Annotated in this window: 17 protein-coding genes and 2 pseudogenes; 7 read left to right on the plus strand and 12 right to left on the minus strand. The window is 67.7% G+C overall.

What is annotated here, in order from left to right; all coding sequences use genetic code 11:
* Nucleotides 1–470 precede the first annotated feature (470 nt).
* The 4 genes and pseudogenes from AB0D85_RS23615 to AB0D85_RS23630 form a co-directional block, all read right to left on the minus strand.
* A pseudogene (locus tag AB0D85_RS23615) lies at nucleotides 471–1,568 on the minus strand (IS110 family transposase); the annotation flags it as partial.
* A 561-nt stretch (nucleotides 1,569–2,129) separates the two neighbouring features.
* Nucleotides 2,130–3,446, minus strand: a complete 1,317-nt coding sequence (locus AB0D85_RS23620; protein ID WP_362323338.1) for a Xaa-Pro peptidase family protein — start codon at nucleotides 3,444–3,446, stop codon at nucleotides 2,130–2,132.
* 184 nt (nucleotides 3,447–3,630) lie between these two features.
* Complete coding sequence (locus tag AB0D85_RS23625; protein WP_362323341.1) at nucleotides 3,631–5,841, minus strand: hydantoinase B/oxoprolinase family protein; 2,211 nt, start codon at nucleotides 5,839–5,841, stop codon at nucleotides 3,631–3,633.
* Nucleotides 5,838–7,994: a hydantoinase/oxoprolinase family protein gene (locus AB0D85_RS23630; protein WP_362323344.1), complete on the minus strand. Its 2,157-nt coding sequence runs from the start codon at nucleotides 7,992–7,994 to the stop codon at nucleotides 5,838–5,840. Before AB0D85_RS23630 ends, AB0D85_RS23625 begins: the two co-directional genes overlap by 4 nt.
* A gap of 275 nt (nucleotides 7,995–8,269) precedes the next feature.
* On the opposite strand from AB0D85_RS23630, the gene AB0D85_RS23635 reads away from it, so the two are divergent.
* The gene (locus AB0D85_RS23635) at nucleotides 8,270–9,067 is read left to right on the plus strand and encodes an IclR family transcriptional regulator (protein ID WP_362323347.1); all 798 of its coding nucleotides are present in this window, start codon (nucleotides 8,270–8,272) and stop codon (nucleotides 9,065–9,067) included.
* Nucleotides 9,068–9,102: 35 nt separating this feature from the next.
* The gene (locus AB0D85_RS23640) at nucleotides 9,103–9,531 is read left to right on the plus strand and encodes a transposase (RefSeq protein WP_362324103.1); all 429 of its coding nucleotides are present in this window, start codon (nucleotides 9,103–9,105) and stop codon (nucleotides 9,529–9,531) included.
* A 605-nt stretch (nucleotides 9,532–10,136) separates the two neighbouring features.
* Here the strand turns inward: AB0D85_RS23640 and AB0D85_RS23645 are convergent.
* Together AB0D85_RS23645 and AB0D85_RS23650 are read right to left on the minus strand one after the other, a co-directional pair.
* Nucleotides 10,137–11,003: an NAD(P)H-binding protein gene (locus tag AB0D85_RS23645; protein WP_362323350.1), complete on the minus strand. Its 867-nt coding sequence runs from the start codon at nucleotides 11,001–11,003 to the stop codon at nucleotides 10,137–10,139.
* Nucleotides 10,996–11,364, minus strand: coding sequence for a VOC family protein (locus AB0D85_RS23650; protein WP_362323353.1), 369 nt, complete (start codon nucleotides 11,362–11,364; stop codon nucleotides 10,996–10,998). Before AB0D85_RS23650 ends, AB0D85_RS23645 begins: the two co-directional genes overlap by 8 nt.
* Before the next feature lie 62 nt (nucleotides 11,365–11,426).
* Between AB0D85_RS23650 and AB0D85_RS23655 the strand changes: the two genes are divergently transcribed.
* The 4 genes from AB0D85_RS23655 (at nucleotide 11,427) to AB0D85_RS23670 (ending at nucleotide 15,052) form a co-directional block, all read left to right on the plus strand.
* A complete protein-coding gene (locus tag AB0D85_RS23655) occupies nucleotides 11,427–11,885 on the plus strand; it encodes a MarR family transcriptional regulator (RefSeq protein ID WP_362323356.1) in 459 nt (152 codons plus the stop codon).
* Between the two features lie 1,239 nt (nucleotides 11,886–13,124).
* Nucleotides 13,125–13,298, plus strand: coding sequence for a hypothetical protein (locus AB0D85_RS23660; RefSeq protein ID WP_362323359.1), 174 nt, complete (start codon nucleotides 13,125–13,127; stop codon nucleotides 13,296–13,298).
* Nucleotides 13,299–13,516: 218 nt separating this feature from the next.
* On the plus strand, nucleotides 13,517–13,861 hold the full coding sequence (locus AB0D85_RS23665) for a winged helix-turn-helix domain-containing protein (protein WP_362323362.1): 345 nt from the start codon (nucleotides 13,517–13,519) through the stop codon (nucleotides 13,859–13,861).
* Nucleotides 13,862–14,521: 660 nt separating this feature from the next.
* Nucleotides 14,522–15,052, plus strand: coding sequence for a group II intron maturase-specific domain-containing protein (locus tag AB0D85_RS23670; protein WP_362323365.1), 531 nt, complete (start codon nucleotides 14,522–14,524; stop codon nucleotides 15,050–15,052).
* Nucleotides 15,053–15,085: 33 nt separating this feature from the next.
* Here the strand turns inward: AB0D85_RS23670 and AB0D85_RS23675 are convergent, their stop codons facing one another.
* The 3 genes and pseudogenes from AB0D85_RS23675 to AB0D85_RS23685 all read right to left on the minus strand — a co-directional run.
* Nucleotides 15,086–15,472: a transposase gene (locus AB0D85_RS23675; RefSeq protein WP_362323368.1), complete on the minus strand. Its 387-nt coding sequence runs from the start codon at nucleotides 15,470–15,472 to the stop codon at nucleotides 15,086–15,088.
* Nucleotides 15,473–15,716: 244 nt separating this feature from the next.
* Nucleotides 15,717–17,237: a hypothetical protein gene (locus AB0D85_RS23680; protein ID WP_362323371.1), complete on the minus strand. Its 1,521-nt coding sequence runs from the start codon at nucleotides 17,235–17,237 to the stop codon at nucleotides 15,717–15,719.
* Nucleotides 17,238–17,354: 117 nt separating this feature from the next.
* Nucleotides 17,355–17,795, minus strand: a pseudogene (locus AB0D85_RS23685) (transposase family protein); the annotation flags it as partial.
* Between the two features lie 85 nt (nucleotides 17,796–17,880).
* On the opposite strand from AB0D85_RS23685, the gene AB0D85_RS23690 reads away from it, so the two are divergent.
* Nucleotides 17,881–18,012 carry a hypothetical protein gene (locus tag AB0D85_RS23690; protein ID WP_362324106.1) on the plus strand — a complete coding sequence of 44 codons (132 nt, stop codon included), beginning with the start codon at nucleotides 17,881–17,883 and terminating at the stop codon, nucleotides 18,010–18,012.
* 315 nt (nucleotides 18,013–18,327) lie between these two features.
* Here AB0D85_RS23690 and AB0D85_RS23695 read toward each other — a convergent pair whose 3' ends face one another.
* From AB0D85_RS23695 to AB0D85_RS23705, 3 genes are read right to left on the minus strand one after another with little or no spacing between them, the layout of a single operon-like run.
* Nucleotides 18,328–20,169, minus strand: a complete 1,842-nt coding sequence (locus AB0D85_RS23695) for a TraM recognition domain-containing protein (protein ID WP_362323374.1) — start codon at nucleotides 20,167–20,169, stop codon at nucleotides 18,328–18,330.
* Entirely contained in the window at nucleotides 20,157–21,773 is a 1,617-nt protein-coding gene (locus AB0D85_RS23700; protein WP_362323377.1) for an ATP/GTP-binding protein, read from the minus strand. The genes AB0D85_RS23695 and AB0D85_RS23700 overlap by 13 nt, the downstream gene beginning before the upstream one ends.
* On the minus strand, nucleotides 21,773–23,266 hold the full coding sequence (locus AB0D85_RS23705) for an SCO6880 family protein (protein WP_362323380.1): 1,494 nt from the start codon (nucleotides 23,264–23,266) through the stop codon (nucleotides 21,773–21,775). The genes AB0D85_RS23700 and AB0D85_RS23705 overlap by 1 nt, the downstream gene beginning before the upstream one ends.
* Between the last annotated feature and the right edge of the window lie 202 nt (nucleotides 23,267–23,468).

Below are 23,468 nucleotides of genomic sequence, written 5' to 3' on the forward strand. Positions count from 1 at the left end.
GATCGGCAGGAGGTTGGGGCGCTTTCCGGGGATTCGTGAATGCATCCTGAGGTATATCGCTCAAAGCGCCGGCCAGCGGATAGTGCGAGAGTCCCGCTTCCTGTCCCCTACCGGTCCCGGGCGCAGAAGGCTGGTTAGGGTTTGTGGAGGCCGTCGCTTGCGATTGATCGGCAGGAGGTTGGGGCGCTTTCCGGGGATTCGTGAATGCATCCTGAGGTATATCGCTCAAAGCGCCGGCCAGCGGATAGTGCGAGAGTCCCGCCTCCTGTCCCTCACCGGCCCCGGACGCAGAAGCCTGCGGATCTCCTCCTGAGTAAAGACCGATTAGACTATCAAGCGAATTTCGTTCTCCGTCACTCATCGTGAACCCCTTTCCGTGGCTGCCGTCGTCAGGGAGTAACGCAAGTGTCGACGATTCGGTTCACTGAGCTTCTTCAAAGTAACCACCGATTCCCACTGGTGGTGTCAAGTCACGGCGGTGACATGTTGTGACTGATCTGTCTCTCTGCGGCATCGGCCTGGGCCACGGTGGTTTCGAAGGGCCGGTGGTCGCGTATCAGAGCCCATAGGACGTTGAGGCGGCGCCGGGCGAGAGCCAGAACAGCCCGCTTGTGGGACTTCCCTTCGGTGCGTTTGCGCTGGTAGTACCGCTTCGATTCGGGGCAGCACACGGTGGCAACCTGAGCGGAGAGATAGAACATTCGCGGCAGGCGTCGGCTGTAGCGCCGGGGCCTGCGGAGGTTTCCGCTGACCTTGCCCGAGTCGCGTGGGGCGGGTGCCAGGCCGGCGACGCCCGCGAGGCGGTCGGGGCTGCCGAAGGCGGACATGTCCCCGCCGGTGGCGGCGATGAACTCGGCGCCGAGCAGCATGCCGATGCCGGGCATGCCGGCGATCACCGTGGCGTCGGGGTGCTCGCGAAACCGGTCCTCGATCAGGGCTTCGAGGTCGGCGATCTCCTGGTCGAGGGCCAGCACCTCCCCGGCCGGTGTGTGGACCATCTTGGCTGCAGTCTTCTCCCCGGGAACGACGGTGAACCGGGCCTCCGCGGCGGTGACCGCTGCCTCCGCCGTGCTCTTGGCGGAGGTGGTGGTACGCACGCCGTGGTTCTTCAACCAGGTCGCAAGCCGGGACTGGCCGATCCTTCTCAGGGCGGCCGGTGTCTGGTAGCCGGTCAGCAGGATCAGCGCGCTCTTGGAGGTGCTGGGGTCGAGGGCACGCTCCTGGGCAGGGAAGTATTCCAGCAGCCGGGCGCGGAGCCGGTTGATTGCACGTGTGCGGTCGGCCGACAGGTCGATGCGGCGCGCGGTCAGGATCCGCAGGTCGACCGCGATCTCGCCGACTTCCTGGCGGGGCTGCAGGGCACGGCGCATGCGGGCAGTGTCGGCGATGACGAACGCGTCCTTCGCGTCCGTCATCCTACTGCCCCGGTAGGCGGCGGAGGCGTGGTGCACGGTGCGGCCAGGGATGCAGAGCAGCCTCTGGTTGTGGGCGCCCAGCAGTGCGATCCACAGTGCCGCCCCGCCCGCGTTGAGGTCCACCGCCCAGGTCACAGGGTGACCATCGGCCAACGCCTTTCGCCGTTCGGGTCCCCGCCGGACGTCCGGATCGGGTGGCGAGTGGAAGGAGCCGGCCGTGGACGTGGTCTATGAACGCTGCGCCGGGATCGACATCGGCAAGGCGGACGTGAAGGTGCGTATCCGGGTGCCGGGCCGGACCGACCGGCTTCGTCCTGGCATGCGCCCTGCAGCAGGCGGGTATCCGCTGCGTGGTGGCAGCGCCGTCGAAAACGGAGCGGCCGGAGACCGGGTCAAGACCGACAAGCGTGATGCCCAGCGGCTCGCGAAACCGCTGCGACTGGACGAGCTGCCCGCAGTGCGGGTGCCTGATCTGGAACAGGAGGCTGCCAGGGACCTCACCCGGGCCCGCGACGATGTCCGCGCCGATCTGATGCGCGCCCGCCACCGCGTGGCCAGACCGCTGCTGCGCCGCGGCATCGTCCACACCGACGGCAGGGCCTGGACCGCTGCCCATCACCAGTGGCTGACCGGTCACCGCTTCGACGAATTCGGTCTAAGGCGGTTCAGAGACCGAACGCGCGTAGTCAGGCGGTCGGCTGTCCTCTCCGTGCATCAGTGCCGAACTGGTACCTCGAAGACGTCACGCGGCACATCGCACAGGCGTTCCGCCCCGCCGCTCTTGACCACCACCGTGCCGCCGAACATCACGCCGACGTCCTTTCGCCACGCCGGGTTGTGGATGTCGATGTTCTGGCCGAACACCATGTTCTCGCGAAGCCGCACCTCACCCATGTCCTGGAGTCCGATGCCGGCCTGATCCGCGTCCCGGAAGACGGCCGCGGGGAACTCCGGCGATGACAGGCCGTGGCCGTGAAAGCCAAGCTCCACGAAGTCCAGCCCCTCGGACTCGGTGAACTCGTGGAGCGCCGTGGAGGCGCTGCGGACCGTCGCGTCCGGAATGAGCACGCTCTCGGCCATCCGAGCCAGCTCGACCGCGGTGTGATGCAGATCGCGCAGCTCCGACGGCGCTTCCCCGATGAACACCGAGAACTCGGTATGGGCCAGGTAGCCCCCGAAGGACGTGTGGAACTCGGAGATGATCAGATCTCCCTCACCGAGGACGCGCTGCGTCGGAGTGTGCGGCGGGATCGCGCCGTGGAGCAGCGACACGACCTGATTCTCAGCGTTCCCAACGGGCCCCGAAGCGAACAGATTGAACGTCCCGGGCTCAGCGCCGTTGACGAGACCCTCGTGCTCCATCGCCGCCCAGACCTCAGCTTCCGTGGCACCTGGCTGTGCGGTCTCGACCAGGCGGGCGACGCGCTTGCGCGCGATCTCACCGGCGCGCCGCAGGAAGGCCTGCTCCTCCTCGCTCTTGATCATCCGAAGCTCGTCGATCAGTGACGTCTCGTCCGAGATATCGGCATGGGGCAGCCCCTTGGACAGCCCGGACATGAAGGCCGCGGAGACGTCGCTCAGCGGGCTGAGCAGGTGCCGGTAGCCGACGATGCCGAGCCTCTTGCCGGCGAGGCCGAGCCGCGTCACGGCATCGACAGCGTTGCCGACACCGCCGCCGGTCCGGACGTCGTCGACCCAGCGACCCGCCACCTGCTGCCAACGCCCGAACGGGAGGTGCATCTGCGGCGCCCCGGAGTACACGATCGGATCGCCGGTCAGCGGGAAGATCACCAGCGCGCCGACGATCGGTCCGAGCTGCGTGAGGTACCTGACGTTGGCCATCCCGGAGCTCGACACCGAGTCCGTTCCGACGACGATCAGGCAATCAATGCCCCGAAGCAGCATCTTCTCGCGGATCGCCGCCCAGCGTCGATCGCGTTCTTCGAGTGACATGACCGGCACCTCTATCGGCGCCACGTCCTTGTCCTTCGAGACGGATGCCCTCTCGGAGTACCAGCGGGGCGTCTGCATGGTCGTTTCCTGCTCCTAATGATTGTTGACCAGGTGGCGATGATTGTTGACCAGGCGGCGATCGCGCGGGCGCGGTCGCCGCCTGGTGCTGCCCGAAGCGACACTCGGCCAGGACCGGCTCGCGCCGGCCTCGGAGGTGGTCAGGGATGGAGTTCCTGGGGCTGGAAAGCGCCCTGGAACCGAATCAGGAAACGTCGTCGTGGCGAAGGGCGGTAGCCGGAATGGGCGTGTCAGCGCGCCGTCGCACCTCGACGGTCAGCAGTGTTCCGCACGCCGGGCAGCAGTACTCGTACTGCCCGAAATCCGGGCTGCAACCGCTGCTGGGTGGCACCGTTTGGCTGAAGGAGGAGACGCTCAGCCGGCTGAAGACACGGTAGTCCTCCTCGCCGCCGCAGAGACGATGCCGACAAGCGCGGCAGCGCAGTCCGGCGACGCCGGAGATCTGCACTGCCTCGATGCTCTCGCTGACGCGATGCACGTACCCGTCCGGCTGTCGGGCCTCCTCGGCGGAGACGAGCGGCACCGGAGCCCGGTCCGGTCCCAGCCGGAGCCCGCGAAGTTCCGCGCGTCGCGTCTCGGTCGCCTCCGCGGCGACCGTTCCTGTCTCGACGACGACGCCATAGACGGTACGCGCTACCTCGGTCGAGACTCGCCCGTCATGGACGTCCGCCGCGACGGCCTCGGGATCGCGCAGCAACGGGTCTCCGCACCCGGCACCGCCGGCCTGCGCGCCGATCACCACGTCGCCATCGGCAAGCGTCGTGATCTGCTTGGCTTGCAGAACTTCGGTCCGCGACGCGGTGAGGTCGGCCGCATTCGTCGGGATCCTGCCGCCGGCCAGCAGCTCGGCGATGTCGGAACCGTGCAGCACGCAGCTTGCCGCGGCACTGCCCGGGAACCCGCCCGCGAGACCTCGCCCGGCCGGCACGGCCACGCCCGATGCGAGTGTCTGATAGAGGGTCATCCCGTCGGCCTTGTGTCGCATGCCTGCCGACTCGATCCCCACACCACCGCGGAAGCGACCGGGCCCCCCTGAGTCCGGCAACTCCCGGCGGTAGATCTGCAGGACCGGCGAGCGGCTCTCGAGCACCTCGACGTTGCCGATCCGTGACGCCATGGAGTGAGGAACCCCGCCGCTGTCCACCCCGTCGCCGAATGTGCGCGCACCGCCCCCGCCGCCGAACGGGTCCGCGACGATGCCCATGGAAGCGTGTCCGTCGGCGCCGATGGACGTCATCAGCCCGCCGTTGATCCCGGGGGACCAGTTGGCCTGTGCCTCGGCGCGGTAGCTTTCCGAGGTCGCCAGCAGTTGGGCGAACGCGTTCGAGGCGACGTCCATCGTCGACAGCATCCCCATCACGGAGGCCATGCTGACCGGGGCGGCGCCGACCGCGTTGTTGATGGTTCCTTCCTCCGAGACGATCTCGACGATGTTGCGCAGCGCCCCGATCGCCCATGGCAAGTCCCAGCAGATCGAGATCATCACGACGCCCAGCACCGCCCCTTCGAGCGCCGGCCGTGCGCAGTTGATCGGGCCTGTCGCCTGCGGGGCAGTGCCGGTGAAGTCGAAGACGACACCGTCTCCGCGCTTTGTCACCGAGCAGCGCACCGGGTAGATCGCGTCGGTGCGCCCATCGTGGTCGAGGAACCCCTCCGCGTGCCACGTGCCATCGGGGATGGCAGCCAGGCGAGCCCGTAGGACTCGCTCGACGTAGGCCAGAATGTGCTCCTGCGCAGCGACGAAGGCTTGGATCCCGTACTCATCGACGAGGTCCTCAAGACGATCATGGGCCATCCGTACCGCCGCCACCCGGCCGCGCATGCTCAGCGCGTTGAGGTCGGGCGTGCGGGAGTTGCGCAGGTACAGGCGCTCGATGTCGTGGGAGAGCGTGAAGTCCCGGCCGATGCGCACCGGCGGGAACAGAGGCGCCTCGCCGAATCGATCGGTGGCACCGACGACGAAACTGCCCGGCACCGGGCTTCCGACATCGGAGTCGTGCGTGACGATCCCGGACCACGCCACCAGCTGCTCACCTGCGAAGATCGGGACGACCATGATTCCGTCGTTGGCGTGCAGTGCCCCGTGCCAGGGATCGTTGGTGAAGAAGAGGTCACCGCGCTTGATCTCCTCGGGCGCCCACTCCTCCAGGATGTGGCGGACGAAGGTGTCGAGCGTCGTCCCGTGCTGCAGGATGTAGACGCCGGTCAGCAGCGACCGGCCATCGGCGGTGAGCAGTGCGGCGTTGAAGTCGTAGCCCTCGAAGACGATCGGCGAGCCCGACAGCCGGGCAGCCATCCGCGCCTGATCGTCGTTGATCGCCCACATGCGATGCCTGATCACCTCGAAGGTGACCGGGTCGAGCCCGTCAAGACTGATCGCTTCGTCGATCGTCATCGTGCTCCTCCGTTACCGACGCCGGCGGTGGTTCGCCGAGGGGTGTTGTCATCGCCGACGCCGACGGTGCTTATCCTCAGCGTGAGGCGTGTGTCGACGCGGGCCTGGAACCCAGGCGGGACGACGACGCTGTCGCCCATGCGCTGGATGATCGCGGGGCCGTCGACGGTGTTGCCCGCGCGCAGCCGATAGCCGTCGTAGACGGTCGTCGCGGTGTAGCCCCTGCCCTCGAAGTACGCGTCGCGCTCCCCGACCACCGCTGCGGTGGCATCGGGGCCGCCTTCCGGATGCAGCGGGAACGGCAGCGCATTCATCTTGCGAGTTCCGATCACGCGGTGCGGTTCGATTTCGATGTCGCCGCCGGTGAGGATCGCGCCGATGCCGTATGTCTGGGCGTAGCGAGTGACGAACTGCTCCTTCATCAGCTGTTCCCCGCCGATCCGCAGCATCGCCTCGGTCACCGGTACCGCGATCGTGTTGATCTGGCCGCGGAACCTGATCCCCAGCAGGCGGGACACCGTCACGTCGCCGGCATCGGTGCCTTCGGCGCGGAACTGCTCGATGATGTCCTGCTCAAGTTTTCCGAGTCGATCGCGCATCCCTGCGAAACTCGCCTCATCGAACGGCGGGAAGACCTGGTGGGAGGTTTCCGCCGAGTGCGTGATGTCGCATGTGAGCATTCCCTCGGCAGAGAACACGGTCGAGTCCTGGAACACGAGGATCTCGCGCGCCCCGGCTTCGGCGCCGTAGAACGCGGCATGCGTCGGACCTGCGCCGCCGTACGCAGCGATGACGCACTCGCGCGGATCGTGCCCGAGCTCGATCGTGGACTTCCGGATCAAGTCCGCCATCTGTGAGTTGATGATGCGGAACACGCCAAGCGCCGCCTCCTCGGGCTCCATCTTCAGGGGTGCCCCGAGCTCGGCGAGTGCGCGGAGGGCGCGGTCCCGGTCGAGGCGCATGCGGCCGCCGAGGAACGCGTCGCCGTCCAGGTATCCAAGGACCAGGTCGGCGTCGGTCACGGTCGGCTGCGTGCCGCCGAGTCCATAGCAGGCCGGCCCCGGCTGGGATCCCGCGCTCTGCGGCCCGACACGCAGCAGTCCGCCTTCGTCGAGCCATGCGAGGCTGCCGCCGCCCGCGCCGATCGTGTTGACGAGCACCTTCGGCATCCGCAGCGTGTACTGCGCGACGACCGGTTCGTGGTCGAGAGGGACCTCACCGTCGAGAATCAGGCCGACGTCGAACGAGGTACCGCCGACATCCGTGCAGATGATGTTCTTCTGGCCGTCGAGCTCGCCCATGAACCGACTGCCGAGGATCCCGCCGGTCGGGCCCGAGTCGAGCGTCACGATCGGGCGCGTCATCGCGTCTTCGACCGACGTCAGCCCCCCGCTGGCCTGCATGATCAGCAGGCTCTGCCTCAGGCCAAGGGTGCGCAGATCGGCTTCGAGGCGTCGCAGGTAGCTGACGACCTTCGGTCCGACGTAGGCACATACCGCTGTCGTCGCGGTCCGCTCGTACTCGCCGAGAACTGGCGCGACCTCGCAGGAGTAGGCGGTGAAGATGTCCGGCGCGTGCTCGGCGACGAGCCGCTGGACGCGGCGCTCGTGGACGTCGTTGGCGAACGACCATAACAGCGACACCGCCAGTGCCTCGACCCCAGCTGCCACCAGGTGCTCGATCGCCGCCACGATCTCGTCGTCCCGCACGGCGACGACGACATCGCCGTCGCGGTCGATCCGCTCGTTCAGGCCGACCGTGAGTTCCTTCGGGATGATCGGCGTCGGCTTCTCAAGCCGCGAGGAGTGCACCAGGTCACGCTCATGCAACCCGGCCATCTTCGAGTAGACCCGGCCAATGATCAGGTGATCCTCGTGACCACGACTGGTGATCAGCCCGGTGCGCGCTCCGCCCCGCGTCAGCATCGCGTTGGTGGCCTGTGTCGTGCCGTGGACGAACTGAGACGTCGAGCTCAGCAGCGACTCGAGGGAGACCCCGAGTGTCTCTGCGTTGTTGCGGACGGCTTGGAGCACGCCCTGCTCCAGGGCCCCCGGCGTGGTGAGGGCCTTCGCGACGCTGCGCCCGCCGTCCTCGCCGACGACCACGCAGTCGGTGAACGTGCCGCCGATATCGACGCCGATTCGATAGCTCATTTCACTCCGTTCGATCTCGAGCGCCGGCCGGCCGCGCCTCAAGGGCGACTGGCAGCGCCGACGATCCTCCTGAGCAGGCCAGACGCCAACGGGCGTCGCGCCAAGCTCCGGGTGACTGCCGTTCCCTAATGCGGAACAAGCTTCTTATTCGCACCGTAATGTGGAACGAGGTTGCTCGTCAAGGGAAAGGTCCCTCGTTAAGAGACAGTTGCGCGTCGGGTTCCTTATGATGGAACCTGCCGGACCGGCGACCTTCGACAGACGAGAAGAGCGAGATGACCGACACGAATAGCTCGGAGGACCTACGGGACCAGGTCGGTCAGCCGGTCCAGTCCGTCGATCGGGCACTCACACTGCTGAACGAGTTCAGGGACCGGTCGTCGCTGACGGTCTCGGAGGCCGCGGCGATCCTGGAGGTCTCGAAGTCGACCGCGCACAGGCTCCTGGCGATGCTTCAGCTCCACGGGTTCGTCCGCCAGGACGAACGCAGCAAGGCCTACCTCAGTGGCCCCGCGCTGATCCAGGTCGGTCTCGCGGCGTTCACCAAACTGGACATACGCGCCGCAGCGCAGCCTTCGCTCGACGCGCTCGCCGACAGCACCGGCGAGACCGCGCATCTCGTCGTACTTGAGGACACACACGTCCTGTTCATCGATGGCCGGGAATCCCGTCAGGAATTGCGAGCCGGCCTCCGGATCGGCGCCTCGCGCCTGGCCCATCTGACCGCGACGGGCACGGCGCTCCTGGGCACCCTCTCGGCGACGGAACTCCAGCGGTACTGGTCTCGCGCAAGCAAAGACGCGGCGGCCTCACCCGCGACGACCTGGGATGACCTGCTCAGAGGAGTGCTTGCAGCCAAGGAGCGAGGCTATGTCGTCAACGAGCCGTTCATGGACCCTGGCATTCGTGCGGTCGCATCGCCGATTCCCTGGTCCGGATCTGGAACATATCTTCGGGCCGGGATCGCGGTCGCCGGCCCAGAGGGCAGGATGCCAGCCGAGCGGCTCACGCTCGTCGCCGCCGAGGTCACGCGCGAAGCCGAAATGATCGGCGCGAGGCTGCCACTGGTATGACCCAAGGAAGCCGAGAGCCGGCCTCTTGAGCTGTACTGCGATACCGAGCGGTCTGCGAGGTCCGCACCACCGGCCGGCCCGTCGCGCATGGCGCGAGGGATCTGGGCAGCCGCAAAGAGGCCCTGCGCGGCTGGGTCCGCCAGGGCGAGACCGGCCATGGCGAGCGTGACGACCGGCTCACCACCGCCGAGCGCGAGGAACGGAAGCGACTCCGCGAGGAGAACGCCGAGTTGGAGCGGGCGAACGAGATCCTCGGTGTTTTTTGCCCAGGACATCGGCCGTCCCCGGACGAGGCCGAGCAGGTGATCGACCACCTGCGTGACAATGGTCTTGGGGGTCGATCCCGTCTGTCGGGTGCCGGACCTGTCGCCGTCGACGTATTTCGCCCGCAAGAAGCGGCCGTAGCCGGCGCGCCGGCTACGCGACGAACAGCTCATGCCAGTGATCGAGGAGATCCAGGTTGAATCGGGCGGGACCTACGGCGCCCGTCGGATCACGCGTGCTCTGGAGGGGGTGATCCGTGGCCGGCGGCGCCGCCGAAGTCCCGGAGCCGTCGGCGCCCTGTCCGCCGGACCTGGTGGACCGCACGTTCACCGTGGCACGACCCGGTCAGCTATCGGTGGCTGACCTGACGTATGTTCGCACGTGTTCGTGCTGGGCATCGGTGATGTTCGTGCTGGACGTGCACTCACGGATGATCGTCGGCCGACGGGTCGCCGACAGCGACAGGGGTCCGGGCAATACCCGTCGATTCGGTACGAGACACCGAACGGCACTTCCAAGGCCGGGCTGATCGAGATGCAGGGCCCCTGGAAGGACCCTGCCCAGGTCGAGCGGGCGATCTTCCAGGGGGTTACGCGGTATGACAAAGGGCGTCTTCACTCCGCGCTCGGGTTCCGGTCGAGGTTCCATCGCCCCACATCAGGGACAACGCGCTCCCGCCGACGGCATTGACCATATCGATAGTTGCCGGCGAATCCGCGCATTCCTGTCCGGAAAGCGCGGGCAGCTCACACTCGCTCAGTGAAGAGGGCGGCAGCGGCCGTGTGAGCCCTGGCGACCGTGCCATTCATGACGCTTGCTCCCCGGCGAGTCCCTCGATGAGGCCGGTTGTCGGCCGGCCGATCAGGCGGGAAAGGTCGTCGCCGACACGGGAAAACGTCCCGGCGGCGATGGTCTCGTCGAGGTCCACCAGGAAGCCGGCCAGCCCGTCGCTCATCCCGGACCGGGCGAGCTGCACGCGCAGCTCGTCGGGGGAGACCGGTACGTAGGTCACGTCTCGTTCGAGAACGACGGACATCGCCTCGGCGATGTCGGCATAGGTGAAATCGGTGTCACCCGAGAGGCTGTAGGTGACGTTGTCGTGCCCGTCGGTGGTGACGACGGTCGCCAGCGCCTCCGCGAGGTCCTTTCGGCTTGCTGCTGCAACAACGGCGTTCCCGACGGCTGCGGCGAGCACACCAGTGTGACGGGCCCCGGCCATGGCCCGAATGTAATTCTCGGTGTACCAGGTGTTGCGGAGGATCGTGTACTTGATCCCGGAGGCAATCAGCGAGTCTTCGGTTGCCTTGTGGTCCGCGTTGATCTCGGCCTGGCCGTCGTCGGCCCGGACGCCGCTGGTGTAGTACACGTGCCGGGCACCCGCGTTCTTCGCGGCCTCGATGACGGAGATGTGCTGCGCGAGACGATCCGGGTCGCTGCCCGAGATCAGGACGATGTCGGAGTGGCTGGAGAGCAAATCCGCAACGCCGGCCGGATCGGACAGATTCTGGGCAGCCGTGCCGAAGCCGGCCCCGGCCAGTTCGGCCAGGCGAGATGTGTTCCGGCCGACTGCGGTGATCGTTTCGGGGGCGGCCCCTCGGGCGGCAAGCTCGTTCAGAACGTGGCGGCCGAGAGAACCCGTGGCCCCGAATACCAGTGTGCGCGCCTCAGACACGGTCGTGGAGGGTGATGTGGTAGCCGTCAAGGTCGGCGAAGGTGAAGGTCCGGCCGAAGGGGCCGTCGATCGGGGCGGAGACGATGGTGTGGCCGTCGGCGACGAGCGCGTCGTGGATGGCCTGGACGTCGGTGGCGTGGAGCCAGATCGCGGCACCGATGCCGGGCTGGGCGACGGATGCGAGGTCGGTGCCGGGAATGACGTCGCGGAGTGCGAAGGCGATCGGCTTCGTCTCGAAGACGACGGCGTGCGGAGGTCCGGCCGGCGAGCGGACAAGGCCGAGGTACTGCTCGTAGAACGCCTGCGAAGCGGCGAGGTCGCGCGCTTGCAGCGAGATGAAGTCGGGGCCGGTGACGGGCATGGTGATACTTCCTTCTTCCGTGTCAGTTTTCTGACACGAAAAATCTATGTCAGATTACTGACATGAGTCAAGACGGTGCTGACATCAACCTTGAGATGTCACTGGGCTACCTGCTGAAAGAGGCTTCGAGCGCCCTCCGCGAAGCCATGGAGGAGGTGCTGCGGCCGCTCGGGATGAGCGTCACGCACTACTCCTGCCTCGAACTGCTGGCCCAGCGGCCGGGCTTGTCGAACTCCGAGCTGGCGCGGGGCGCGTTCGTGACCAGGCAGACAATGAACGTCCTGCTCCAGGCCCTGGAACAAGACGGCTACGTGACCAGGCCCGCACGGGCACCCGTCGGGAAGGTTCTTCCCGCGCGGCTTACACCGCGCGGCCGGCGGAGCCTCGAGAAGGCGAGCACAGCGGTCCGGCCCGTCGAGGTCAGAATGCTGGCTGGCCGGACCGAGACCGAGCAGTCAGCCGCGTTCCGGATCCTGCGGAGCATGGTCCGGTCCCTGCGTGACGGCAACGACGGCACGTAGATCGTCCCCCTGCGCACATCTTGTCGCGCCCGGAGAGGAGTGCAGCCAAGGATGAGAATTCATGCAGACAACCTCGAAAGAAGCCCCACCGGATCGCCGCCGGCGCGCACTGACGACCGGCGACCAGGAGCAACCGCTGTGCTTGAGCCTCCCGGACAGTACGTTGCAGACACATGACCGCTAGCGCCCCCCTGCCGACGCGCCGGGAGGAGGCCGGCGGGGTCTGGCGTGCGGCTGAGGGGGACCGGGACCGATCCGCGCCGACTCCTGGCGGGAGGAGGGAAGATGGCGACGCGGTGGTCGGACCGCGCTCGGCACGGGCGAGGTTGTCAGGGCGTTCTGCGCGGTCGGGAACGACCTGGATCATGGCGGCCAGCTTCGCCGGGTGGTACCCGAGTGACTTGGCCATGTCGACGGCCTGCATGGCGGCCATCTGGCGGGCGTCGCGCTCGGGAATCGGCTCAACCACAGCCTGTGTCCCGTCCCTTGCTGGGATGGGCGCCGCGCCGGCCGACCGCGGCTCCGGTTTCCCGACCGGCGAAGGCTGCTCCGTCGACGGCGACTGGGGCCGAGAGTCGTTCGGGGCACTGCGGGCCTGGGCGGGGTGTCGGCCGAACCACCGCCTCACAGTGGCCTTGAGTCTCAGCTCCAACCGCTCTCGCGAGTTGGGGAGGTGCTCCTTCGGCCATGCCGGGTACCGTGCCCGATGCTCTGACCACGTCATGCCACGCCAGTATTGGTCAATGTTCTTCTGGAGAGCGGCGTCCGCAGACCCGTGCATCGCTATGAGATTACCGAAACGAACACCCGCCATGAACATCAACCGCAACTCATCGCCGTGGTCTTCCGCGGACTGGCCGTCCCCGCCGAGCCTGTTCGACTCTTTCGCCCTGCTCTCCGCCATATCCAACACCCACGGGCCCCAGACGACCTGCGGGTAGCGGAGAGAATACCGGCTACCCTCCGATACCCCGCGGTGCCAAGCCTCCTGGAGCCCGGAATCGTTCAACCGCTTGGGGGTTTGCGGGTCGTCCAGGTACATGTCGCCTAACTGCTCTTCCCACAACATCCGTTCATGCGGGGAAAGTTCTGCAACCTTCGGCTTCCTCGGAGCCACAGAGTTTCCTTCTCGATCGCGCTCTCACCCGGACCGGGTGCCACGTTTGCCACTACGGATCAGGGGCCCGACCGGTTCATTCGGGAGTGCGCAGCGCGCACATCCGGGGACATGAACATCCCATGCCCGGCCCGGCGGTACTTGCCGGGGACGTGCCTGGTCCAAAGCTGTTGTCGCAGGAGTTGTCCGATCACGAACGCCAGGTGTGGAGAGGCTGGTTGCGCCAGCAGGCCGCCTATCAGGCGCTGGTGCTGGTACTGCGTTTGATTCTGGTTTGTCTTTTTCATTTGGCGTAGGGCTTGCCGGGAAACAAGTCGTGGCCTCCAGCTGCGGGGATCGTTGTTCTGGTACTGGGAGACCGGAGGGGATCGAGGCGGTCCTGGCTGCAAAGTTCCAGGTGTTGCTGCCGCATCTGGATGAGTGTCAGCGGCGGCTAGAGATCTTTAACGATGCGAGTTACGTGGGGGCGTGACGGCTGGCGTTGGCCGCGCTATGCCAAGAGGATGTGACCCGAATGTCGGCGAATCGCTGGCGGCGGGCGTTGATTTCGGGCGGTCGGCAGGCCCTGGCCTCCAAGGGCCCGGGCGGCGCTCGCTGCAAGCTTGACGCGGGACGACTCCGTTTGCTTCAGACGGTGTTAGATGCTGGCCCGGCCACCCATGGCTGGCCCGACCAGTGCTGGACGCTGGCCCGGATCGCCGAGATCGTGCACCGCCGGTTCGGCGTGGAGTACACCCTGGCCGGGCTGGACCTGCTCCTGCACCGCATCGGCTGGAGCGTGCAGGTGCCCTCCGTAAGGCCACCGAGCGGGACGAGGCGAAGATCGCAGCCTGGAAGGACGAGCATTGGCCTGTCATGAAAAGAGGGCGACGGACTTGGGTGCCTGGGTCTGCTTCGAGGACGAAGCCGGCCAGGGCCTGGGCTCAGTCAAGATTTCCGTGACGGGGTGACGGAGCGTGGTGTCGATCAGGTGAGAAGGACGCGTTTACGGAGTAGTGCGAATCCAGCCCGGGGTAGGCCGATTTCTTGATGCGATGCTGCACGGAAGATGAAGGATCTTGGCCCTTCGGAGCCGCCCTGCGGAGGGAGGCTTCAAACCGCCTCATCCTGCGTTGGCTGAAGACCGCCGTGGTGAGCGATGAGGAAAAGGCGTCCGTGAGGCGTCAGGTGGGGATCGGGAAGACGAACGCGAGTGAATCGTTGCTGACGTGTCGAAACAGATACAAATGGCATCAAAACCGGGGTGTCAAGCGGATCCCGGGAGGAGTCTGGCGGGAGTTCCGCTTACTGGCCAGGCGGTGTCCGGCAGGTAGACGACGTGAGCCCGGTCTGCGGCTTCCGTGTGGAACAGGAGAAGGCGCGTGCGGATACGCCCTGCTCGTGCGGGTGGGGGAGAGGGAGCATCCCAAGCGGTGACCCCGTAAGGGATTGAGTACCGTCGCCGGGCGCGCCGGCGGACCGGTTCGTAGTAGCGGTGCAGCCCCTGTAATGAGGGTGGAGCGAAGGGGCCGGGTTGTCCGTGGCTGGTTTGTTCGATCAACCGGAGTTTCTCCGGGAGGAGTCGAGTGAACTGCACCCAGACAAAACCAGGATCGTGTACTGCAAGGACAGCAACCGGCGCGGCTCCCACGAGCACACCGCGTTCACGTTCCTCGGGTTCACCTTCCGGGCTCGTCAAGTGCGGCTGAAAATGGGGAAGATGTTCACCGGCTTCAATCCAGCGATCAGCAACGACGCCCTGAAAAAGATCAGTAGGCGGGTACGGTCTTGGCGACTGCACCTGCACACCGAGGTCTCCGAGACGGATCTCGCCCGGCTTATCAATCCGGTCGTGCGAGGTTGGATGATTTATTATGGCGCGTTCTTCAGATCTGCGCTGTATCCCCTCCTGGGGCGCATCAATTCCTACCTGATGCGCTGGATCCGTAAGAAGTACAAGCGGTTGCGGGGACGAAAGAAGGCACAGGAAGCCTGGAACAGGACCGTCATCCAGCGGCCCCGGTTCTTCGCCCACTGGGCCTGGGTAAACACCGTCCCTGTTGTCTGGTGACCAGGGCAGCAAGAGCCGTATAACGAGAGATCGTTACGTACGGTTCTGGGAGGGCCGGGGGCTGCGATGCCCCCGGCTACTCGACATCAGCTTGGTTTTGTTGTTCACGACTTCCGTGCCGCCGTTGTGGTGCGGCAGGGTGAGGGCGGCGTCGACTGCGGCGCGGTCCCTCGCGAGTTCCCGGGTGAAGGCATGCAGGTGGGGCAGGTCCTCGGCGCGGGCCGAGGTGATCCAGGTGCTCAGCAGGGCGGCATTGCCGTCGGTGGGATCCAGTAGTACGGCGAAGTTGTGGATGAGCTCGGCCAGAGCAGTCATCTCGTGGCAGGCAGCGCGGGCGGCCTCGATATGTTCTCGCTGGTGGTCCTTGAGGCGGTCGGGGCGGGTGAGCAGGTAGCGGCCCTCCCCGTCACCACCCCGCACACCGGACAGGTAACGGGAACATCCCGGGTCCGAGCCGTACCCGGACTATCTCGCCGTTGTCCGCCACATCCTCGATGACCAACGCCGACAACCCCGAAAACACCGTTCCTACGAGCGCGTTCGCATCATGCACGCTCAATGATCACAGGCGAGCACTCACCGTCACCACCGACTACGGAACAGACCCGTTCGCTACATAGACCCAGGGATAACGAAAGAGCCCGGTGTGAGTGCCTTCTGGGGGTCAGCGTTTTTGTTGTTTGGTGGGTCGGTGGGGTGGGCTTGGGGTTCGGGTGGTCGGTCGTGGGATGGAGGCTGGTTGTCGGGATGTCGTCCAGGTGGGGGGCAGGTACTGGCCGGCGCCGGTGAGGATGGGGGTGGGGCGGTCGTCCTGGGAGGGCATGGGCGGGTTCGCTGTCGCGAGGTCGGGCCACGTCACGTCTTGCGTGTTCTGCCACATCAGCGTCAGCGTGTCCCAGGCGGGCCCCCAGCCGCTGAGCGTGTCTGCCGTGGTCGCCGGTGGTGCCGAGGCGAGGGCGTCAGCCGCAGTCGGCTGCCCGGACTGCAGAACCGGAACCGTACCCCGCTCTTTCTTCAAACCGCTCACCCGCGGCACCGCCGGGTCGATGTAGAAACCGTCGCCCTTCGGCCGTGCCAGCAGGGGAATCCCCGCCTCCCTCAGGACCTTCACCTCCGCAGCACTCGCCAGGTTTCTAGGTTTGAGGAGAGTGTGCATCCGCTGCCGGGCCTCCTTCTCCCATTCCTCCGCGCCCTTCCTAGCTGCTGATGGCAGCATGCCGAGGGGGACGAGGGGTGAGCTGTTCGGGGCCAGGCCGTACAGCCTCGCGATGCCGGTCGCGCTCGCAGCCCGCGCCGACGAGGCAGATTCGTCACTCTGCCGCGGCACCGCCGGGTCGATGTTGAAACCGTCGCCCTTCGGCCGTGTCAGCAGGGGAATCCCCGCCTTCCTCAGGACCTTCACCTCCGCAGCACTCGCCAGGTACTTAGATTGGAGGAGATGATGCGTCCGCTGCCGGGCCTCGTTCTCCCAGTCCTCCGCGCCCGTCCTGGATTGTGCTGGCAGCATGCCGAGGGGGACGAGGGGTGAGCTGTTCGGGGCCAGGCCGTACAGCCTCGCGATGCCGGTCGCGCTCGCAGCCCGCGCCGACGAGGCAGATTCGTCACTCTGCCGCGGCACCGCCGGGTCGATGTAGAAACCGCCGCCCTTCGGCCGTGCCAGCAGGGGAATCCCCGCCTCCTTCAGGATCCTCTCCTCCGCAGCACTCACCCGGTTCTCAGGTTCGAGGAGATGGAGCGTCCGCTGCCGGGCCTCCTTCTCCCATTCCTCCGCGCCCTTCCTAGCTGCTGCTGGCAGCATGCCGAGGGGGACGAGGGGTGAGCTGTTCGGGGCCAGGCCGTACAGCCTCGCGATGCCGGTCGCGCTCGCAACCCGCGCCGACGCGGCAGCTTCCTCACTCTGCCACGGCACCGCCGGGTTGATGTTGAAACCGTCGCCCTTCGGCCGTGCCCGCAGGGGAATCCCCGCCTCCCTCAGGACCTTCACCTCCGCAGCACTCGCCAGGTACCTAGGTTTGAGGAGATCGTGCATCCGCTGCCGGGCTGAGTTCTCCCAGCCCTCCGCGCCCTTCCTGAATCGTGCTGGCAGCATGCCGTGGGGGACCAGAGGGGGCGAGCCGTCTGCCGGCCGCCTGTACAGGGCCCGGATCCTGTCCTCGGACAGGCTGACACCCGTTTGCTGATCCATAGACTTCTCCCTCACCCGGCTCCGGACCCGCACCGGCGGACAACATCACGCCCAGCGCTCCCCAGCCCACCCAACGCACCACACAACCCAACGGTTCACACGCAGCCGTTTCCCACTTCACGCTGACGCGTGGTGAAGAACGAGAATGGCCTTCACGATGTCGGTGATGCGGTTGGTGCTGCAGCGGAGTTTCCGGAGCAGGCGCCAGCCCTTCAGCGTGGCCATGGCCTGCTCGCCGACGCAGCGGATCTTGGCATGGGCGGTGTTGTGGCGCCGCTTCCACCGCTTGAGCCGACGGCCCCGGAACGGGACACGCACAGGGCGGCCCGCGCCTTGGTACGCCCTGTCGGCCCAGCACTTGAGTCCGGCTTCCGCCAAGGCATCGATGAGCCCGTGCACGCGGGCGGCGGTCAGGTCGTGCGTGGAGCCGGGCAGCGCCGGTGAGGCCCACAGTAGGCGGTCAAAGGGATCAGCGAGGACCTGGACGTTCATGCCGTGGCGCTTGTGTTTTCCCGAGTAGTACGGGGTGTCGGCGGCGATCCGGTCGATCGGCAGCAGAGCGATGCCGCGCTGGCACTCATGCAGGCTGAGTTCGACGAGCGAGGACATGCCGTTCGCGGGGGTGGATATCGGTTGGCGGTTGATGCGTTCGGCGTGGGGTCACGGTTACGCCACAGAAGCCGCCCTGGCCTGCCCGGCTTTCGGATTCGAGGTCTCGGGCTGCCGGAAGTGGTGGCGTCGACGACCGTCCACAACCTTCGTTCCCAGGCAGTGAGCTTCTTCAACCGCCCCTCCGACGAGTGAGGTTGCCGAGCGCATTGACAAGGTCGCCCAGCAGGGCAGTTGCTGTCCTTGCTGGGGCGAGTCGCCGACGCAACGTCACCCGATCGGTAGCCAATCTGACGAAGCACACTGCCGTGTCGTCGGGCGGCTGGGTGTAGAGGCCGGTGATCCATGTGGTGATCCGCCGCTGTCGCAGCGGGCGTTGGCCCAGCGGTACAGGGTGTCGCGCACGGTGCGTGTTCTCCCGCCTTGGCGCCTGGGTGTCCGAGATAGTGCCGATCTCGGACACTCGTCGGGCCAGGCTGTGCTATCCGGTCGGATCCTTGTCCAGGGTCACCGCTTCCCGTTGCCACTTGCGGACCCCCACCGCGATTCCGGAGTGGGACGAGCCGTACCAGGCGCGGGTGGCGCGCTCGGTGATGGCCGCCGTCTCGGCCTTCGCCGCCGCCGAGATCAGGCCCGCGCCTGGCTCCTTGTACCAGGGGCGCAGCCGGATCAGAGCGGGCCGGACGCCGGTGGCCAGAAGCAGGGCCGTGCCCTTGGGGAGGGCACGGATCCGGTCGGGGGGGAGGACCTGGTCCTGGCGGTAGGAGTAGGAGCGCGAGGTGCCTTCCTTGCTCTTGGAGTACGACGGGGTGCGTACGTCGTGCTGGCCCACGAGTTTGGAGATCTTCTCCACGAAGTCGGCGTCGTCCAGGCCCGCGCCGAGCAGCTTGATCGTGGCCGCGCTCCACAGAGCGTCCATGCCGGCCTCGCCCCACACCCGGCTGCCCTGCCGGTAACTCTGCAGCAGGGTGACGACGTTGATGCCGCGCGACCCGAAGTGGCTGTACAGGTCGGGCAGGTCGGAGATCCGGCACACGTTTGCGGCCTCGTCGAGGACGGCCGTCATCGGCGGATCCAGCCGGCCGCCCATGCGCTCTGCGGCTACCACTCCCGCGCGCATCGTGGCATCGGCGAGGCCCGCGATCACGCCTGCCGCCGAGCCACCGCCGTCCTTGGAAAGCAGGTAGAGGGTGTCCTGGCCGAGCACGTGCTGGTGCGGCCGGAACTCCGGCAGGTTCGGGTCGGGCGTCACCCAGGCCACGATCTCCGGGTCCAGCAGACAGGCCACACACTGCCGGGCGGTCTCGTAGATGCCGTCCCGGGTCTCCACCGCGCCACGCACCGTACCTTGCAGCTGCTCGGCCATGGCGACCATGTTGACATCCCGTAGCAGGTCGATCGGCGCGCGGTCGGCGGGGTCCGCCAGCCAGGCGAGCAGGTCGAGTACAGAGGCCTTGCCGCGGGCGGCGGCGAGGAAGAGGGCGGTGAGGGTGTTCTGGGCCGCGGAGATCCAGAAGTCCTTCTTGGACTGGTCGTCGTTGACGGACGCCACGAAGTGGCCGGCCAACCGGCGGGCGCCTTCGATGGTGTGGCAGTCGGCGAGGATGTTCCACCACATCTCCCGCGGGGCGTGGGCGATGCCCTGCGGGTCGAACGTCCACACCCGGCCGGCCTTCGCCCGCTCGGCGCGAGTCACGGCGTACACGTCCGACTTGTTCGAGGTCAGCAGCACCGCGCCCTGGGCGCGCAGGACCCGCGGGACGGCGATGCCGGTGGACTTTCCGGCCCGCGGGGCCATCAGGTCGAGCTCCACGTCCTCATAGGAGGAGCGCAGCTCGGGCCCGTTCGGGTCGAGGTCGCCGAGAAGGTTGCCCGTCTCGTCCGGGTGGAGCTGTTCTCTCCCGTTCAGCGAAGGGCGCAACTCGCGGGCGCGGGCCGCGATGCCGTCCGGGCACATGGACGCCAGTTCGCGCCGCCCGGCCAGGCCTTTGGGGCGGGAGACGTAGCCCATCAGGCGCCGTCCCGCGAATACGGCGAGCGCGACGATCACGGCGAAGAACACGACGATTCCGAGGACCACGCCGACCGGTGACGCGGCCGGCCACAGCTTCCCGGGCCCGTCGGTCATGAGGGAGGCGAAGGTGCCGAGAGCGAACGGCGGGGGATGCCAGCCTCCGCCGGTGAGCACCGCGCCCAGGGTGCCGCCGAGCCATACGCCTCCGAACACCACGAAGGCCACGGCCGCGATCGCCACGATGGACCACGGTGCCAGATCGCCGCCGTGCGCGCGGGCCTTGGCCGACGCCGCGTTCACGCGATCCATCCTCGGTCCGGGCCCGGGCCGGAAGCCCCGCGCGCGTGATCGCCCGCCTGGGCTGTCGTGTATTCGTTGGGTACCCAGCGCTTGTTGGTGTCGTGCAGGAGCCGTTCGGTGTCGGTGATGGCGACCTGGATCGGGATGCCGGGCCGACCGCCGACCTTGATCAGGAAGCGACCCCGGCCGGGTGGCTCTTCCCGGTCTCCGTGCGCTGCCCAGCCCGGTGGCGAGGACCAGGACGAGACCAGTGCGATCTCCCGTTGGGACATGCCCACGATCCGGCCGAGCTCTTCCATCTCCTGGCGTGGCAGCCCCGCGCACACCACCATTCCGGCACGTTCGACGAAGCCGCGTGCCTTCGCCCGGTCGGCGTCGGTTCCCAGCGCCTCGGCGTCTTTGATGGTGTGTGTGATCTTGGCGTCGCCGAGGCCCAGTGTGCGGTTGAGGCGGGTCAGGGCGTCGATGCGGTCCACGATGCCGCTCGCCGCGCGCAGCGGGCGCCACAGTTCGTCGAGCACGGTGAAGAACCAGCGTCGCGGTGCCAGTCCGGCGTCCGCCAGGGCGTGGGAGGCCGCCACCGTGCCCAGACCGTCCGACCAGGCCGCGAGCATGGCCGCCGCGGTGAGCTGGGTGTCCGCCTCGCCGATCCGTGAGATGTCCACGCACACCGCGGTCGCGTTCAGGTCGATGCGGGTGGATGTCTCCGAGGCGAAGGTGTCGCCGAGCGGTCCGTCCAGGATGCCCAGCAGGGATCGGTGCAGCGGGTCGACGGCGTCCCGGTAGCGGGTGTCGTCGCCGCGGTCCAGGGTGACCGCCCGCACCCGGTCGGGGCCTTCGGTGAGGACCCGCAGCAGGTCGGGCAGGAGCGGGGCGCGGCCGTCGGGGGTGCGCTCGCGCAGATGGTGCAGGGCCGCGGACAGGACGGACTGCTCGTGGTCGTCCATGGGACGGTTGCGCACGATGGTGACGAGCGCGGCGACCACGTTGAGGACCCGGCCATGCGCCTCGGCGGCCAGCATCCGCCCGGCCTCACCGCCGATCCGGGCGGCGGCGGTCCCCATGGAGCCGGGGTCGAGGACATTGATGCCGCCCGCCCCGCGCCCGATGGAGATGATCTGGCCGTTCAGAGCGCGCACGGTGTCGGCGTAGTCGGGCTTGAGGTCGCCCAGCACCAGTGGCACGACACCGGTGGCGGCCAGACCGATGAGCATGCGGTTGATCAGGGTGGATTTACCGAGACCCGGCATGCCGAGCATGAACAGCGACGGGTTGGAGATGTAGTGCGCGCGGGTGAACCACGACAGCGGATCCCCGCACACGGTGGCCCCGGTGAACAGGTGCTGGCCCAGCGGTACGCCGGTCATCGGCGCACCGGAACCCGCCGCGAACGGCCACAGACCGCACGCCTGCACTGTGGTGGCCCGCCACATCGTCGGCGGATCGAGGTTGCCGGTCTGGCCGCCGCCGGGACCGTTCCAGCCGCGCGGGGGAGGCAGCGGTTCCCTGGCGGGCTTCTTCGCACTCTTGGTGTAGTTGCCGACCGGCTCCGGAGCGGTCCCCTCATCCTTCAGAGGACCGCCCGGAATCACGCTGGACTTGGACTTGGCCATCACAGCGCCTCCTTCACTTCACGCGGCACCAACGTGTGCTCCCAGGGCAGAATCCCGACCGGCAGCGTGCAGCTGAAGGCCGCCGCCTGCATGCGGTCGGCCGGGCGCATCAGCAGCCGCGCCGATGCCAGCAGGTTGCGCACCGCCACGCTCGCGTCGGCCAGCTCGCTGCCGGCGTCCACGGTCACCGTGACCATCAGCGAGAACTCCACCAGCCCAGCGCCCGTCGCCTCCTCCACGGCGGTCTGCTCGGCCGCGCGCACCTCGGTGGCTGCTCGTGCCTGAACCATGCCGCGCCGGGAGGTGGCCATGAACTGCGCCGCCCTCCTGTCGGCTTCGACGATGCGCGCCGACGTCGCCGGGTCGATGGGGCGATACAGCAGCGCCACCCGCTTGCGGCGCGTGCCGGGCGAGGCCTCCAGCAGACCGCGCAGCACACTGGACCGGACCGTGCCGCGGGGAGCGAGGGTGAGCATCCAGGTCCGTGACACTCCGGAGTCGTGCTCGTAGGCGTTGACCTTCTCGACGGTCGCCGTGGGCCCGGCGTCGTCCCAGTCGAGGCCCGTACTGCCGTAGTTGGCGCGGGCCTCGAGGACGTCGCTGGCGACAGCCGGGTCATAGGCCACCCGGACGACTTCGGCGATGCGCTCGGCCGACAGAGCGACGGCGGGTCCACCACCCGCGCTCACCAGACCCGACAGCAGGCCGGGCAGGCGGATGGCCAGGTCGGTGATGACGTCCTCGATCTTGCGTTTCTGGCCTTGCGGGGCGCCGTAGGTCAGAGAGATGTAGGTGTGCATCTCCGAGGACGCGGTCGGATATCGCTCGACCACCTCGCGCATCACCGCCTTGGCGGCCTCCGGGGCGTCGTCGCGGATGCGCGGCAGCACCTCGGTGGCCAGCCGGGTGCCGGTGTCCGGGGCGGTTTCGACGATGACACTGGCCCCGCGCAGGCCGGGTTCGTGGGAGAGCCGGGAGAGCCAGTGACCCCAGGACGCGACCCAGGTGTCCACCTGGTCGGGGTCGACCAGCGAGCCGCCGTCGGGCTCACAGCCCAGGACGATGGTGTACAGGTTGCGGCTGCGGTGGTGCAGTACGCCGAACGGCCGGTCGTAGGCGTCCCTGCCCTCCTTGACGACGACCCGGCTGAGGAGTCCCGGCGGACGGAACCTGCCGCCCGGCCGTTGTGACAACGGGCCGGAGACATAGGTGGTCGAGCCCTTGGACTTGCGCTGGAACCAGCCGACGCGCAGGGCCACGAGCTGGTAGACGTTGCGCCCGTCCTGGGTGCGCACGGCCAGCGGCAGCAGCGCCAGAGCCAGCGGGACGAGCACGGTGAGCGCGGCCGTCAGCGAGATCAGCGAGATCAGCAGTGTGATGACGAGGCCGCCGAACACCGCGACGGTGCCGATGAGCCCCAGTGATCCCAGGCCCGGTCGCGTCGGCCTACGCCAGTTCCCGTAGGTGGGTTCGGCGACTGTGTCGGTAGACATGGGGGATTACCTGTGCCCTTTTTCCTTGGGGGGCGCCGCCCGGCCCTTTTGGGCCGGGCGGCGCCATTCGTGACGTTGAGATCCGACGGGCGAGCAGCGGGTGCTGGAGCCGCTGTTACCGAAGGACATGAGGTCCGCACTTGCCAGCCCGTCGGCACACCGCCAGGCGGGCAAGGGGGCAACCTGCGCACAGAGCCATCCG

The sequence above is a fragment of the Streptomyces sp. NPDC048277 genome (assembly GCF_040652235.1).
GTDB lineage: Bacteria > Actinomycetota > Actinomycetes > Streptomycetales > Streptomycetaceae > Streptomyces.

Excerpts from the sequence above, each read along its gene's own strand:
- AB0D85_RS23695 (WP_362323374.1), bottom strand. The coding sequence starts at position 20,169 with ATGGATCGCGTGAACGCGGCGTCGGCCAAGGCCCGCGCGCACGGCGGC.
- AB0D85_RS23680 (WP_362323371.1), bottom strand. The coding sequence starts at position 17,237 with ATGGATCAGCAAACGGGTGTCAGCCTGTCCGAGGACAGGATCCGGGCC.
- AB0D85_RS23630 (WP_362323344.1), bottom strand. The coding sequence starts at position 7,994 with ATGAGCTATCGAATCGGCGTCGATATCGGCGGCACGTTCACCGACTGC.
- AB0D85_RS23660 (WP_362323359.1), top strand. The coding sequence starts at position 13,125 with ATGCCCGGCCCGGCGGTACTTGCCGGGGACGTGCCTGGTCCAAAGCTG.
- AB0D85_RS23625 (WP_362323341.1), bottom strand. The coding sequence starts at position 5,841 with ATGACGATCGACGAAGCGATCAGTCTTGACGGGCTCGACCCGGTCACC.
- AB0D85_RS23700 (WP_362323377.1), bottom strand. The coding sequence starts at position 21,773 with ATGGCCAAGTCCAAGTCCAGCGTGATTCCGGGCGGTCCTCTGAAGGAT.
- AB0D85_RS23650 (WP_362323353.1), bottom strand. The coding sequence starts at position 11,364 with ATGCCCGTCACCGGCCCCGACTTCATCTCGCTGCAAGCGCGCGACCTC.
- AB0D85_RS23705 (WP_362323380.1), bottom strand. The coding sequence starts at position 23,266 with ATGTCTACCGACACAGTCGCCGAACCCACCTACGGGAACTGGCGTAGG.
- AB0D85_RS23690 (WP_362324106.1), top strand. The coding sequence starts at position 17,881 with ATGCGTTCGGCGTGGGGTCACGGTTACGCCACAGAAGCCGCCCTGGCC.
- AB0D85_RS23655 (WP_362323356.1), top strand. The coding sequence starts at position 11,427 with ATGAGTCAAGACGGTGCTGACATCAACCTTGAGATGTCACTGGGCTAC.
- AB0D85_RS23665 (WP_362323362.1), top strand. The coding sequence starts at position 13,517 with ATGTCGGCGAATCGCTGGCGGCGGGCGTTGATTTCGGGCGGTCGGCAG.
- AB0D85_RS23620 (WP_362323338.1), bottom strand. The coding sequence starts at position 3,446 with ATGCAGACGCCCCGCTGGTACTCCGAGAGGGCATCCGTCTCGAAGGAC.
- AB0D85_RS23635 (WP_362323347.1), top strand. The coding sequence starts at position 8,270 with ATGACCGACACGAATAGCTCGGAGGACCTACGGGACCAGGTCGGTCAG.